Origin of the sequence: Inquilinus ginsengisoli (genome assembly GCF_031453975.1) — a bacterium.
GTDB classification, from domain to species: domain Bacteria; phylum Pseudomonadota; class Alphaproteobacteria; order DSM-16000; family Inquilinaceae; genus Inquilinus; species Inquilinus ginsengisoli_A.
The window spans coordinates 67,114-81,136 of the sequence record NZ_JAVDPW010000019.1; the positions used below are offsets into that span (position 1 = coordinate 67,114).

Sequence of the window (14,023 nt, forward strand, 5' to 3'; positions counted from 1 at the left end):
TCAGGCGGCGGCGCGAACGGCGCCGGTGATGAGGTCGACGAGGTCGCGGGCGGTGACGTCGGGGATGCGGACGTCGCCGGCCTTGCGGCCGTGGCGCAGCACCACGGCGCGGTCGCAGGTCTCGATCACATGCTGCATGTTGTGGCTGATCAGCAGCACGGCGACGCCCTGCGATTTCAGCGTCAGGATCAGCTCGTTGACATGCTTGGACTGCTCGACGCCCAGCGCCGCGGTCGGCTCGTCCAGGATCACGATGTGCTTGCCCCAGCCGACCGCACGGCCGATGGCGACGGCCTGGCGCTGGCCGCCGGACAGCCGCTCGATCGGCACCCCGGCCGAGGGCACGCGGACCTTCAGCTTCTCCAGGATCCGAGTCGCCTCAGCCGCCATCGCCCGCTTGTCGAGCCAGCCGAGCGCGCGCAGCAGCGGGTTGCGGTGAAAGATCTCGCGGTGCAGGAACAGGTTCGACGCGACATCCATCTTGCCGACCAGAGCCAGGCCTTGGTGCACCGTCTCGATGCCGCAGTCGCGGGCATCCTGCGGCGTGGCGATCTGCACCTCGCGGCCGTCGACCCGGATGGTGCCCGAGGTGGCGCGGTACAGGCCGCTGATGCAGCGGGTCAGCGTGGTCTTGCCGGCGCCGTTGTCGCCGAGCAGGGCCAGCACCTCGCCGCGCCGGACCGACAGGTCGACGCCGGACAGCGCCTCGACCGGGCCGAAATGCTTGGACAGGTTCTCGACCTCGAGCACCGGAACGTCATCGGCGGTCATTGCCGGGTCTCCCGCAGGCTGATGGCCACGGCCAGGATCAGGATCACGCCGCGCGCGATCATCTGGTCGGACACGCTGAACCCCATCAGGATCAGCCCGTTGTTGAGCACGCCCAGCAGCCAGGATCCGACCACGGCGCCGATCACCGAGCCCTTGCCGCCGAACAGGCTGGTGCCACCGATCACCACCGCGGCGATCACCGTCAGCACATCGGTCTCGCCCAGGGTGTAGCGGGCGCCGTGCAACCGGCCGGCATACAGCATCCCGGCCAGGGCCGCGGCCATGCCGGTGACGACGAAGACGCCGATCGTCACCCGCATGGTGCTGATGCCGGCTGCGCGCGCCGCCTGGACCTCGCCGCCGGTCGCCAGCACGCGGCGGCCATGGGCGGTGTTGTTGAGGGCGAGATGGCCGATGGCCAGCGCCGCCACCGTCCAGACGAACAGCACCGAGACCGGGCCGATGTCGCCGGAGCCGAAGACAAAGGTGTAGGGGTCGCTGGTGATCGGCACCGATTCCAGGTTGGTCAGCACCCGGGCCAGACCGGTGATGATGCCCATGGTTCCGAGGGTGACCAGCAGCGCCGGGATGCGCAGCGCCACGGTCAGCAGGCCGTTGACCAGCCCGACCAGGGCGCCGGTCAGCAGGCCGGCCGGGATCGCCAGCGCCAGCCCGGCCTCGCGCATCACCACGGCGGTGACCAGCGCGGCCAGCGCCACGGTGGCGCCGACCGACAGGTCGATCTGCCCAGCGCACAGGGCGAAGGTCATGCCCACCGCCATGATCGTCACCGGCGTGGTCTGCCGGATGATCGTCATCATGTTCTCGGGCGTCATGAAGCCGCGGTCGGACAGCGCGATCGCGAAGAAGCCGATGATCGCGACAAAGCCGACATAGACGACAAAGGCGCTGAGCTGCCCGCCCCGGAACAGCCTGGCGACGGCGGTGGACATGGGAACTCCTGTGCTCCTGATGCGCGCGGAACGGTTTACTGCAGCGCCGCCTTGACGGTGTCGGGCAGCGGCTTGTGCAGCGACTGCTCCCACGCCGCGGCGAGGTTGGCCTTGGTCGCCGTGACCAGCCCGACGGTGGAGAAGGGCGGCGCCGCCTTGCCCAGCAGGCCGTAGGCCGCCAGGGTCGCCATCGCCTGCCCGACCTCGTAGGGCATGTCGGCGACGGTCCCGGCCATCGACCCGCCCTTGGCCATGTCGAGCGCGTTGTTGGCGCCGAGGTCGTGGGTCACGACCTTGACGTCGGTGCGGCCGGCCGCCCGCAGCGCCTCGACCACGCCTTCCGCCGCCACGTCCCAGGCGACGTAGATGCCCTTGATGTCGGGGTGCTGCTGGATCATCGCCGAGGCCAGGTCGAAGGTCTGCGGCTCGGCCGTGAAGCCCTTGGCGTCGACGATGACGAGGCCGGGATAGTCCTTCTCCAGCGTCGCCCGGAAGGCGCCGTCGCGGTTGTTGGTCACGAAGAATTCGGCGTCGTGATAGATGAAGCCGACGGCGCCCTTGCCGCCCAGCGCGTCGTTCATCAGCTGGGCCGCCGCCCGGCCCATGCCGATATGGTCGCCGGTGACGATGCCGACATAATCCTTGCCGGCGACGAAGCCCTGGGCGCCGTTGTCGGCCAGCACCAGCTTGACCCCGGCGTTGTTGGCCCGGCGGAAGGCCTCGGCCCCCGCCACCGGGTCGACGATCAGGGTCAGGATCGCGCTCGGCTTCAGCGCCAGCGCGGTCTCGACGTCATTGGCCTGCTTGGCGGGATCGAACTGGGCGTCCGCCCGCGCCACCACCGAGATGCCGAGTTCCTTCAGCCGATCCTCCGCCCCGGCCGACAGGGCGGTGTACCACTCGCCCGACCCGGCCCACAGCAGGGCCGCGCTGTAATGGCCGGCCTGGATCTTGGCGATCTCCTCCGGGGTCAGCGCGATCCGGCCCGCCGGGGTCGCCGGCTCGCCGTTCGGGCTGGTCTCGGGCTTGCCCAGGTCGAAGCTGCTGGGCGTGGAATAGAAGGGTGTCTGGGCCGTGGCCGGCCCCGCCGCGAGCGCGGCGGCGAGGACGGTGCTCGTCACGAGGGTCCGCAGCATGATGCACTCCCCTCCGATCACTTGAGCGCGCCGGCGACCGAGTCCGGCAGCGGCCGCTTCAGCGACCCCTCCCAGCCCTGTGCCAGGTTGGCCTTGGTCACGGGGACGAGGCCGACGGTGTTGAAGGCCGGCGCCGGCTTCTTCAGCAGGCCGTACCCGGCCAGCGTCGCCATGGCCGTGCCGATGTCGTAGGGCTGGTCGGCGACGGTGCCGTACATCGACCCGCCCTTGGCCATGTCGAGCGCGTTGGTGGCGCCGAGGTCGTAGGTCACCACCTTGACGTCGGTCCGCCCTGCCGCCCGCAGCGCCTCGACCACGCCTTCCGCCGCCACGTCCCAGGCGACGTAGATGCCCTTGATCTCGGGATGCTGCTGGATCATCGCCGAGGCCAGGTCGAAGGTCTGCGGCTCGGCCGTGAAGCCCTTGGCATCGACCATCACCAGACCGGGATACTTCTGCTCCAGCGTCGCCCGGAAGCCGTTGTCGCGGCCGTTGGTAATGAAGTACTTGGCGTCGTGATAGATGAAGCCGACGGCGCCCTTGCCGCCCAGCGCGTCGTTCATCAGCGCGGCCGCGGCGACGCCCATCCCGGCGATATCGTCGGTGACGATGCCGACATAGTCGCGGCCGGCGGCAAAGCCCTGCACCGGGTTGCTCAGCAGCACGGTGGTGACGCCCTTGGCCACTGCCGGCTTCAGCGCCGCCGCCCCCTGCACCGGGTCGAGGATCAGGGTCAGGATCACGTCGGGCTTCAGCGCCATCGCGGTCTCGATGTCGTTGGCCTGCTTCGCCGGGTCGTACTGCGCATCGGAGGTGGCGACGACCTCGATCCCGAGTTCGGCGAAGCGCGCCTTGGCGCCCGCCGTCACCGCATTCACCCAGTCGCCGCCGCCATGCCACAGCAGCGCCGCCTTGTGGCCGCCGGACTTCAGCGTGCCGATCTCGGTGTCGCTCAGGCTCAGAGCCTTGGCCGGCGACGGCGCGCTGCCGTCCGGGCCGGGCAGCGGCGCCGACAGGTCGAGCGCCAGCTTGTCCTTGTAGAACGGCTCTTCCGCCAGGCCGGCGGCGGCGGGTGCGAAGGCGGCCAGCAACAGGGCCAATGCCAGGGTCCGTTTCATCATGCTCTCCCCGTTTTCGTCCCGCTCTTGACCTCGGCGATGTCCCAGCGAGGGGCCCTCGAGTCCGATCGGGTGGCCCCAACAATGCGTGACGAAATCGGCCTCGTCAATTAGGCGATCAATTTGACTTATAAATTTTCCGTGGCTAGGCTCGGCCCACAACAAGAGGGGCGGCCATGCTGAAGGCGACCAATATCGAGCAGGCCAAGCTGATCAATCTCTGGGTCGTGTTCGATGCCGTCCGCCTGCATGGGCCCCTGTCGCGCGCGGACATCGCCCGGCTGACCGGGCTGTCGAAACAGACCGTCTCCAACCTTGCCGACGAGCTGTACGAGGCCGGGCTGCTGCGGCCGGAAGGCCGCAAGATCGCCGGCGTCGGCAAGCCGTCGATCCAGCTGGCGATCAACCCGGAGGGCGGCTTCACCATCGGGCTGCAGCTCGACCGCGGAAGGCTGGTCACGGTGGTCGCCGACCTCTCCGGCCAGGTCCGCGAGCGGGCGGTGCAGCCGGTGGAGATGCCGAGCCCGGAGCAGACGGTGCCGCGGCTGAAGCAGCAGGTCGACGCGATCATCGCCGAGGCCGGCATCGCCCGCGACCGGCTGCTCGGCGTCGGGCTGGTGATGCCGGGGCCGTTCCAGGTCGAGGGGCTGGGCCCCACCAGCCTGCCCGGCTGGGACGGGCTGAAGATCGCCGCCGACCTGGAGGCCGCGATCGGTCTGCCGGTGCAGCTGGAGAACGACGCCACCGCCGCCGCCAGCGCCGAGTGGCTGTACGGCGCGGCGCGGTCGCTCTCCACCTTCGTCTACGTCTTCATCGGCATCGGCCTGGGCGCCGGGCTGATGATCGAAGGCCGCGCCTTTTCCGGCGCCGCCGGCAATGCAGGTGAGTTCGGCCACCTGATGGTGCAGCCGGGCGGACTGCGCTGCGACTGCGGCAACCGCGGCTGCCTGGAGGCCTATCTGTCGCTGAACGCCGCGTTCCAGCACCTGGCGGCGCAAGGGCTGGCGCTGCAGTCGATCGAGGCGTTCGAGCGCGAGATCGCGCCTGATGATCCCCGCCTCGACGCCTGGCTGGACGCCGCGATCGAGCCGTTCCGCATCGGCCTCAACGCCGTCGAGAACATGTTCGACCCGGAGGCGATCCTGCTGGGCGGCGACGCGCCGGACTGGCTGCTGGACCGGCTGGTGCAGCGGGTGCATCCGCTGTACCGCTCGCTCGGCACCACCCAGCACCGGCGCTGGCCGCGGCTGATGCGGGGCACGCTGGGCCGCGACGCCGCCGCCCGCGGCGCCGCCGTGCTGCCGATCTTCCGCACCCTGAACCCGAGCTATGTCCCGCTCGGCGCCGAGCGGATCAAGCCGGCCGCCCTGCGCGCCCGCATCAGCACCGCGACGGTGCAGCCGCCGCCGGCCTGAGCCCGGACGCCGGCTTCGCCGGATCAGTACCCGGCGGTGACGCCGAAATCGATGGGCAATGCCGCGCCCGTGATCGGCGCCGCGCCCGGCTGGCACAGGTAGTGGATGAAGCCGGCGACCTCCTCCGCCTGGATGAAGCGCGCCGATTCCCCTTGCGGGTAATGCCCGAGCAGCCGGCGCTTGTAGGCGTCGGGGTCGCCGCCGCCATAGGCGTTGGCCTGGTGCTCGATCATCGGCGTGGCCACGTCGCCGGGGCAGACGGCGTTGACCCGGATGCCCTGCGGCGCGAGTTCCAGTGCGAGCGCCTTGCTGAGCAGCACCAGCCCGCCCTTCGAGGCGCAGTAGACCGCGGCGCCGCTGTTGCCCACCAGCCCGGCGTCGGAGGCGATGTTGACCACCGCGCCGCGCGCAGCGGCGAGATGGGGGATCGCCGCCGAGATCAGGAAGAACGCGCCCTTGAGGTTGATGTCGAGCACGCGGTCCCAATCGTCTTCGGCGACGGTCCCGGCCGGCCCCTCGAGCCAGACCCCGGCCGCATTGACCAGGACGTCGAGCCCCCCGCCCCAGGCCGCTGCAGCGGCCACGGCCTCGCGACAGGCGGCCGCGGACCGGATGTCGAGCCCGAGGGCGAGCACGTCTGCGCCCGTCGCCGCGATCCGGGCCTCGGCCTCCTGCAGCCGGGAGCCGGGCAAGTCGGCCAGGACCAGGCGGGCATCGTCGGCGGCGAAGCGCAGGGCGGTCGCCAGGCCCATGCCCCCTGCCCCGCCGGCGATCATCACGGTCCTGCGCGTCATGGTCGAATACCCCAATGTTCCGGCTTTGCCGCTCCGGCTCGCCACACTCCCCCACGATACGTCAGCCGACCCGAAAGGGTGGATATAGGACCTTGGGTCCTGCGCGACCGGAGACGATCTCCATATCGGCGCTGCGGCATCTGAAGCGCGGCCTGCCCTTTCCGCGGCGAGGGCCCATTCTTCCGCCTAAAGGAAGAGTCCCTGCCGCATGCCAGTCATTCTGCCGATCAACGAACGATCGTAAATGATGGGGCCGGCCCGATCCGGGCCGCCGGCGGCACCCCTGCCAGCCGGACGACATCATCGAGGCAGATCATGAGCAACCAGCAGAAAGTGGCCATCATCACCGGCGGGTCGCAGGGTATCGGCGCCGGCCTGGTCAAGGCCTACCGGGATCGCGACTTCCGGGTCGTGGCGACGTCCCGCTCGATCAAGCAGGGCAGCGACCGCGATGTTCTCGCCATCGCCGGCGACATCGGCGACCCCGCGACGGCCGACCGCGTCGTGAAGGAAGCGATTTCACACTTTGGCCGGGTCGACACGCTGGTCAACAACGCCGGCATCTTCATCGCCAAGCCCTTCACGGACTACACGGCCGAGGACTTCGCCGCGGTGATGGCGACCAACGTCGCCGGCTTCTTCCACATCACCCAGCGTGCGGCGGCGGAGATGCTGAAGCAGGGCTCGGGCCACATCGTCAGCATCACCACGAGCTTCGTCGACCACCCCCTCTCCGCCGTGCCCGCGGGGCTGGCCAACCTGACCAAGGGCGGCATCGTCTCCGCCACCAAGTCGCTGGCCATCGAGTACGCCTCGAAGGGCGTCCGGGTGAACGCGGTCTCGCCGGGCTTCATCAAGACCCCGCTGCACACCGCGGAGTCCCTGGCATTCGTCGCCGACCTCAACCCGGTCAAGCGGGTGGGTGAGATCCGCGACGTGGTCGACGCGGTGCTCTACCTCGAATCCGCCGGCTACGCGACGGGCGCGATCCTCCATGTCGATGGCGGCCAGGCCGCCGGCCACTGATCGAGACCGCGTCCGGCGTGCAAACGTCATCACGCCGGAGCCCTCGGGCAATCGCCGGCATCGGCATCCCGATATCCGCGATACTCTCGCAGTCGTGCAACGCCGGCGCCCGATGGATCGGGACGCCGGCCACTACAGGAGGGCTTCATGCCGATCGTCACCATACAGGTCACGCGCGAAGGGTCCGGCCCCGGCCGCGATTCCGTCACGGCCGAGGAGAAGGCGAAGCTGATCGCCGGCGTCAGCCAGCTGCTGCTCGACGTGCTCAACAAGCCGCTCGACGCGACCTTCGTCGTCATCGAGGAGGTCGAGCTGGAGAACTGGGGCTGGGGCGGCTTGCCGGTGCCCGAAAAGCGCAGGCGGCTGGCCGCAGGCGGCAACTGAACCGGCAGGGAGGCCGCCATCGGTCCGGCGGCCTCCCCTGATTCCGGGACGTCCCGACGCCCATCAGTCGCGAAGGGCGTCGGCCTCGGCGGAGAGCCTGGCGAATTCCGCTCGCAGGCGCGGGGCCGCGAAATCCACGAACGCCCGCACCTTGGGCACCGACACCCGGCCATGCGGCATGACCAGGTGGACCGGCAGGGCCTGGGGTTCGGCATCGCGCAGCACGACCTTCAGCGACCCGTCCTGCACGCGTTCGGCCACATGATAGGTGTAGAGGCGCGTCACGCCATGCCCGTCCACCGCCGAAGCGAGCGCAGCCCGGACGCTGTTGACCAGCAGCCGGGGTTTGAAGTGGATGGCCCGGGCGATCGCACTGCCCTCCGGCGGCGGGAAGACCCAGGTGTCCTGCCCGAAATGGGTGGTGGTGACGATGCGGTGCCGGGTGAGGTCCGCCGGCTCGACGATGCGGGGGTGCGATGCAAGGTACCGCGGTGACGCGACCACGACCCGCTTGACGCCGCCCCCGACCCGCACGGCGACCATCGAGGAATCAGGGAGTTCGGCGACACGCAGGGCGATGTCGATCCCCTCCTCCACCAGATTGGCGTGGCGGTCGAGCAGCACGAGATTCACCGAGACGGCCGGATAGGCTTCGAGATAGGCGCCGACGATCGGCCGCAGGATTTCCTCGCCGCTGATCGGCGGCGCGGTCAGGGTGAGTGTCCCGCGCGGCGCGGCCCGCTCATCCGCCACGGACAGGTCGGCTTCTTCGAGATCGACCAGCACGCGCCGGCAGGCGGAAGCGTAGCGCTCGCCCGCCTCGCTGAGCCGGATCGAGCGGGTGGTGCGGTGGAGCAGCTCGGCGCCGACATGGCGCTCCAGGAAGGCGATGGCCCGGCTCACGGCAGCCGGCGACCGCCCCAGCCGGCGCCCGGCACCAGCCAGGCTGCCCTCGTCCAGGGCCGCGACGAACACCTTCATCGCTTCGATGCGATCCAATTCGGTCTTCCGCTCATGGGAACACTGGAGCGGAAGGATCGTGCATTGCGACGATCCAAGCAACAACCCTCGCCACCCCAGAACGACAGAAGCCCCCGTCCTGGGACGAGGGCCTCTATCGTTCCGGCTCCAGGGCTTTCCCAGCGGGGTCAGGACACCCCGGTGGTCCCGACAGCCGCGACGGGCGCCCGCCGCCGGCTGCCGAGCTTGCGGATCACCGTGTAGAAGACCGGCGTGAACAGCAGGCCGAACACGGTCACCCCCAGCATGCCCGAAAACACCGCCGTCCCCAGTGACTGGCGCATCTCCGATCCCGCCCCGGTCGCGACCACCAGCGGTGCGACGCCGAGGATGAAGGCGAAGGACGTCATCAGGATCGGGCGCAGCCGGGTGCGCGCCGCTTGCACCGCCGCCTCGGCCGCCGTGGCGCCCTCGTCCTCGGCCTGGCGGGCGAACTCGACGATCAGGATCGCGTTCTTGGCCGCGAGCCCGACCAGGACCACGAAGCCGATCTGGGCCAGCACGTCGATCGGCATGCCGCGCAGCCCCAGCCCGGTGACCGAGGCCAGCAGGCACATCGGCACGATCAGCACCACGGCCAGCGGCAGCTTCCAGCTTTCATACTGGGCGGCCAGCACCAGGAACACAAACAGGGCGGCGGCACCGAACACCAGCAGGGTCGGCGTGCCCTGCTGCTGCTGCTGGAAGGCCAGCTCGGTCCATTCGAAGCCGATGCCGTGCGGCAGGACCTCATGCGCCAGCTCCTCCATCCGCCTCAGCGCGGTGCCGGTGGCGACGCCGGGGGCGGCGACGCCCTGGACCTCGGCGGCCGGGAACAGGTTGTAGCGCGGCACGCGATACGGCGCGGTCTCGGCCGTCAGCCGGGCCACCGAGCCGATCGGCACCATCTCGCCCGAGGCGTTGCGGGCCTTGAGGCGCGAGATGTCCCCGGCGTTCTGGCGGAAGCTGCCATCGGCCTGGGCGATGACCTGGAAGGTGCGGCCGAGATAGTTGAAGTCGTTCACATATTGCGAGCCGAGATAGACCTGCAGCGTCGTGAACACGTCGGTCGGCGTCAGCCCGACCTTCTGGGCCTTCACCCGGTCGATGTCGGTGTAGATCGACGGCGACCGGGTGCTGAACAGGGTGAAGGCGCCGCCGATCGCCGGGTCCTTGTTGGCGGCGGCGACCAGGGCCTGCGCCGCCTTGGCCAGCGCGTCGGAGCCGAGGCCGGCCTGGTCCTGCAGCATCATCTTGAAGCCGCCGGCGCTGCCGATGCCCTGCACCGGCGGTGGCGGGATGGTCAGGACATAGGCGTCCTGGATCACGGAGAGGCGCTTGCGCAGATCGGCCAGCACCGTGTTCGCGGTGACGCCGTCGATGTGGTGGTTGTAGAGCGACGGCAGGCCCGAGAAGATCGTCCCCGCATTGGACGCCACGGTGAAGGTGGTGGCGTCGAGGCCGGCGAAGGGCGCCACATGTTCGATGCCCGGCGTCGTCATGATGATCTCGATCGCCTCCTTCACCACCGCCTCGGTGCGGTCCAGCGTAGCGCCGGGGGGCAGCTGGACCACGGTGATGAGGTAGCCCTGGTCCTGCTCCGGAATGAAGCCGGTCGGGGTGCGGGCGAACTGGACGCCGGTGAGGGCCACCAGGCCGACATAGAGGATGAGGACCACCGCCGTCGCCCGGATCAGCCGGCGCGCCAAGCCGCCATAGCCGTTGGACAGCCGGTCGAAGCCGCGGTTGAAGCGGCCGAAGCCGGCCTGCAGCAGGCGGCGGCCCAGGCTGGCCCGCGCCACCTGGTGCGGGTCATGCGCCTTGAACAGCACCGCGCACAGGGCCGGGCTGAGGGTCAGCGACACGAAGCAGGAGATAACGGTCGAGGCCGCGATGGTGACCGCGAACTGGCGGAAGAACTCGCCGGTGATGCCGGACAGGAAGGCCGACGGCACGAACACCGCGCACAGGGTCAGGGCGATGGCGATCAGCGCGCCGCCGACCTCGTCCATCGTCTTGTGCGCGGCCGCCGCCGGCGTCATGCCGCGATGCAGGTTGCGCTCGACATTCTCGACCACGACGATCGCGTCATCGACCACGATACCGACGGCCAGCACCAGACCGAACAGCGACAGGTTGTTCAGCGAGATGCCCAGGGCGTAGAGCACCGAGAACGTCCCGACCAGCGACACCGGGATGGCGATGACCGGGATGATCGAGGCCCGCCAGCTCTGCAGGAACACGAAGACGACGACGACGACGAGCAGGATCGCCTCGAAGATCGTCTCGATCACCTGGTCGACGGATTTGCCGATGAAGATGGTCGGGTCGTAGATCACCTTGTAGTCCAGGCCCGGCGGGAAGTCCTTGGCCAGGGTCTGCATGGTGCCCAGGACTTCGCTTTCCACCGCCAGGGAATTCGCGCCCGGCTGCGCGAAGATCAGCAGCGGCAAGCCCGGCCCCCGGTCCATGTAGCTGGTCGACCCGTAATCCGCGGCGCCGATTTCGACCCGGCCGATGTCGCGGACCCGGGTGACCCGGCCCTCATCGTCGGACTTCACCACGATGTCGGCGAACTGGTCGGGCGTAGACAGCCGGCCGAGGGTCTGGACGTTGATCTGGTACGCCTCTTTCGACGGCACCGGGGGCTGGTTCAGGATGCCGGCGGAGACCTGGAGATTCTGCGCCCGCAAGGCGGCCAGCACCTCGCTGGCGTCGAGGTTCCGGGCCGCCACCTTGTCCGGGTCCAGCCAGATCCGCATGGCGTATTCGCGCGCGCCCTGGAACTGCACGTCGCCGACGCCCGGCAGCCGGGCCAGCGCATCCTTCACATGCAGCGTCGCGTAATTCGACATGTAGAGCGTGTCGCGCGAGCTGTCCGGCGAGTAGAGGTGGACGGCCAGCAGGATGTTCGGCGTCGCCTTGCGGACCTGCACGCCCAGACGCTGGACGTCGTCGGGCAGCCTCGGCAGCGCATCCTGGACGCGGTTCTGCGTCAGCATCTGCGCCACGTTCAGGTCGGTGCCGATCTGGAACGTCACCGTGACCGTCAGCTTGCCGTCGCCGGTCGACTGGCTGCTGAGATACAGCATGTTCTCGACGCCGTTGATCTGCTGTTCCAGCGGCGTCGCCACAGTGCGCGACACGGTTTCGGCCGACGCACCCGGATAGGTCGTCGTCACCTGCACGGTCGGCGGCACGATCTCCGGATACTGCGCGATCGGCAGGATGAAGAGGGCGCCGAGCCCGACCAGGGTCAGGAAGGTGCTGAGAACGGTCGCGAAGATCGGCCGGTCGATGAAGAAATGGGTCAGGCGCATGGTGGCCTCCCCTCCTAGCTCTGGCCGTCGGAGGCGGCGCTGTAGTCGATGGCGCCATCCTGCGGCGTGACCTTGCCGCCGGGGGCGGCCCGCACGATGCCGTCGATGATCACCCGGTCATCCGCCGCCAGCCCGGACCGGATGACCCGCAGCCCGCCGCGCAGGTCGCCGGTCTCGACCGGCTTGGGCACCACGGTGCCGTCGGCGTCGACCGTCAGCACGATGTGCTGCGACTGGTCGAGCAGGACCGAGGCGTCGGGCACCAGCACCGTCGGCGCGGCCGGCGCGACCGCCAGGCGCAGCCGGGCGAACTGGCCGGGCGTCAGGAACAGGTCGGGGTTGGAGACCAGCGCCCGGGCATGGATGGTGCCGCTGGAGCGGTCGAGCGCGTTGTCGACGAATTCGAGCGTGCCCTGCCTCGTGAAGCGGGTCTCGTCGCTGAGGCTGATGTCGACCTTGTCCGCCAGCCCGCCCGGGTTGCCCGCGCGCTGGCGCGAGAAGGTTAGGAAGTCGGATTCGCTCATGTCGAAGTCGAGATGGATGGGGTCGAGCGAGACCAGGGTCGCCAGCACCGTCGTCGGGCTGCTCGCGAAACGGCTGCCGGCGATCAGGTTGCCGACCGAGACCTGGTGCGCGCCGATGCGGCCGCTGAACGGGGCGACGATGCGGCTGTGGTCGATGTCGAACTGGGCGTCGCGGATCTGCGCCTTGGCGTCGTCGATCGCGGCCTGGGCGGCGCCGACCTCGGAGGTGCGCTGGTCGACGGCCTCGGCGGTCCCGAAATCGCTGCGCTTGAGCGTCTGGGCCCGGACCAGCTGGCTGCTGGCGAGCGCGAAGCTCGACTGCGCCGCCTCGAGCTGGGCCGTCGCCTGGGCGAGCTTGATCTCGTAGGGGGTCGGGTCGATCACGAAGAGCAGGTCCCCCTGGTGGACGATCTGCCCGTCCTGGAAATGGATCTCGGCGAGCGTGCCGCCGACCTGCGCCCGCAATTCGACGCGATCGACCGCCGAGAACTGGCCGAGGAAGCCGATCCGGGTGTCGACATCGCGCACCAGCGGCCGGCTGATGGTCACCGGCGCCGGCGGGACCGCGGCCTGGGCCACCGGACCGGTGGCGCGGCCCGACAGCTCGAACCATGCCACGCCGGCCAGCGCGATCACGGCCACGCCCGCCAGCCAGGGCCAAGCCTTGCGACGCGTCGCGACGGACTGCTCCAGCTCCTCGGCCTCCGGCAATCTGCTGAATTCGTTCATGTGCTGGTCCCGCTGATCCCCAAAGACCCGCCCTTCCATTCGGGAAGGGCGATCGGTGGCCTGTTCATCGATCGGAAGTCCGTTCGGCCCGCATTGTTCAAAAACCCGGGCCGGTCTTGTATTAAGATGTCATTCGACATCTATGTCGGGCTTAGATGATGATCGCCATCCAAGGCGTCAAGTGGCCAGGCGAAGAGTCATGGAAGGAGACCCCGGCCGCGGTCGGTCCCATGGCGGTGAGGCCGGACACCGGTTGATTTGGATGTCGTTCGACATCAACTAAGATGCCAAGTACAATCTAAACGTCGGCGAGCATCGCCGGCCCGACATCGTCGAGGACATGAACGCGGGATGAGGAAATCCAGGAAGGAAGCCGCTGAGACCCGGGCGCGGATCGTCGACGCCGCGTCGGTCGAGTTCCGCCGCAACGGCATCGGCGCGACCGGGCTGTCGGAGCTGATGGCCGCGGCCGGGCTCACCCATGGCGGCTTTTACCGGCATTTCGGCTCGAAGGACGAGCTTGTCGCCGAGACCTGCGCCTCCGCGGCGGAAGGGCTGATCGCATCGATCGCCACGGCCCGGGCGGAGCCGGACCAGCGCGGCCTGGAAACCATCCTGGGGGACTACCTCTCATCCGACCGGCGGGACGACCCGTCGGGGATCTGCCCGTTCGCGGCGCTCGGCGGCGAGATCGCGCGCAGCAGCGACCCCGTCCGCGACGCGGCCACGGACGGCTTTCGCAAGCTGGTCGACGTCATCGCTGCGGAGTGCGGCAAGACTGGGCCGGACGCTGCCAGGGGCCGCGCTTTGGTCGCCCTGTGCACGATGGTCGGGGCGCTGACGATGTCCCGGAT

At 69.6% G+C, this 14,023-nt stretch carries 12 protein-coding genes; 4 read left to right on the top strand and 8 right to left on the bottom strand.

Annotated elements, in window-relative coordinates; all coding sequences use genetic code 11:
- Genes E9232_RS34650 through E9232_RS34665 form a run of 4 tightly spaced genes read right to left on the bottom strand, consistent with a single transcriptional unit; the run spans position 1 to position 3,978 of the window.
- Positions 1–771: an ATP-binding cassette domain-containing protein gene (locus tag E9232_RS34650; RefSeq protein WP_309801946.1), complete on the bottom strand. Its 771-nt coding sequence runs from the start codon at positions 769–771 to the stop codon at positions 1–3.
- Positions 768–1,724: an ABC transporter permease gene (locus E9232_RS34655; RefSeq protein WP_309801948.1), complete on the bottom strand. Its 957-nt coding sequence runs from the start codon at positions 1,722–1,724 to the stop codon at positions 768–770. Before E9232_RS34655 ends, E9232_RS34650 begins: the two co-directional genes overlap by 4 nt.
- Positions 1,725–1,759: 35 nt before the next feature.
- Positions 1,760–2,860: a substrate-binding domain-containing protein gene (locus E9232_RS34660; RefSeq protein WP_309801950.1), complete on the bottom strand. Its 1,101-nt coding sequence runs from the start codon at positions 2,858–2,860 to the stop codon at positions 1,760–1,762.
- Between the two features lie 17 nt (positions 2,861–2,877).
- Positions 2,878–3,978 (bottom strand): substrate-binding domain-containing protein, encoded by a 1,101-nt coding sequence (locus E9232_RS34665; protein WP_309801952.1) that lies wholly within the window; start codon positions 3,976–3,978, stop codon positions 2,878–2,880.
- 176 nt (positions 3,979–4,154) lie between these two features.
- On the opposite strand from E9232_RS34665, the gene E9232_RS34670 reads away from it, so the two are divergent.
- Positions 4,155–5,393, top strand: a complete 1,239-nt coding sequence (locus E9232_RS34670) for an ROK family transcriptional regulator (protein ID WP_309801953.1) — start codon at positions 4,155–4,157, stop codon at positions 5,391–5,393.
- 23 nt (positions 5,394–5,416) lie between these two features.
- Here the strand turns inward: E9232_RS34670 and E9232_RS34675 are convergent, their stop codons facing one another.
- Entirely contained in the window at positions 5,417–6,187 is a 771-nt protein-coding gene (locus E9232_RS34675) for an SDR family NAD(P)-dependent oxidoreductase (RefSeq protein ID WP_309801955.1), read from the bottom strand.
- A gap of 315 nt (positions 6,188–6,502) precedes the next feature.
- Between E9232_RS34675 and E9232_RS34680 the strand changes: the two genes are divergently transcribed.
- Complete coding sequence (locus tag E9232_RS34680; protein WP_309801956.1) at positions 6,503–7,213, top strand: SDR family NAD(P)-dependent oxidoreductase; 711 nt, start codon at positions 6,503–6,505, stop codon at positions 7,211–7,213.
- A 147-nt stretch (positions 7,214–7,360) separates the two neighbouring features.
- Positions 7,361–7,597 (top strand): tautomerase family protein, encoded by a 237-nt coding sequence (locus tag E9232_RS34685; RefSeq protein WP_309801957.1) that lies wholly within the window; start codon positions 7,361–7,363, stop codon positions 7,595–7,597.
- A 63-nt stretch (positions 7,598–7,660) separates the two neighbouring features.
- Here the strand turns inward: E9232_RS34685 and E9232_RS34690 are convergent, their stop codons facing one another.
- From E9232_RS34690 to E9232_RS34700, 3 genes are all read right to left on the bottom strand, one after another.
- Positions 7,661–8,596 (bottom strand): LysR family transcriptional regulator, encoded by a 936-nt coding sequence (locus E9232_RS34690; RefSeq protein WP_309801958.1) that lies wholly within the window; start codon positions 8,594–8,596, stop codon positions 7,661–7,663.
- Between the two features lie 149 nt (positions 8,597–8,745).
- Positions 8,746–11,916 (bottom strand): efflux RND transporter permease subunit, encoded by a 3,171-nt coding sequence (locus E9232_RS34695; RefSeq protein WP_309801960.1) that lies wholly within the window; start codon positions 11,914–11,916, stop codon positions 8,746–8,748.
- A 14-nt stretch (positions 11,917–11,930) separates the two neighbouring features.
- The gene (locus tag E9232_RS34700; RefSeq protein ID WP_309801962.1) at positions 11,931–13,169 is read right to left on the bottom strand and encodes an efflux RND transporter periplasmic adaptor subunit; all 1,239 of its coding nucleotides are present in this window, start codon (positions 13,167–13,169) and stop codon (positions 11,931–11,933) included.
- A 351-nt stretch (positions 13,170–13,520) separates the two neighbouring features.
- Between E9232_RS34700 and E9232_RS34705 the strand changes: the two genes are divergently transcribed.
- On the top strand, positions 13,521–14,023 hold a 503-nt coding region (locus E9232_RS34705), incomplete at its 3' end, for a TetR/AcrR family transcriptional regulator (RefSeq protein WP_309801963.1).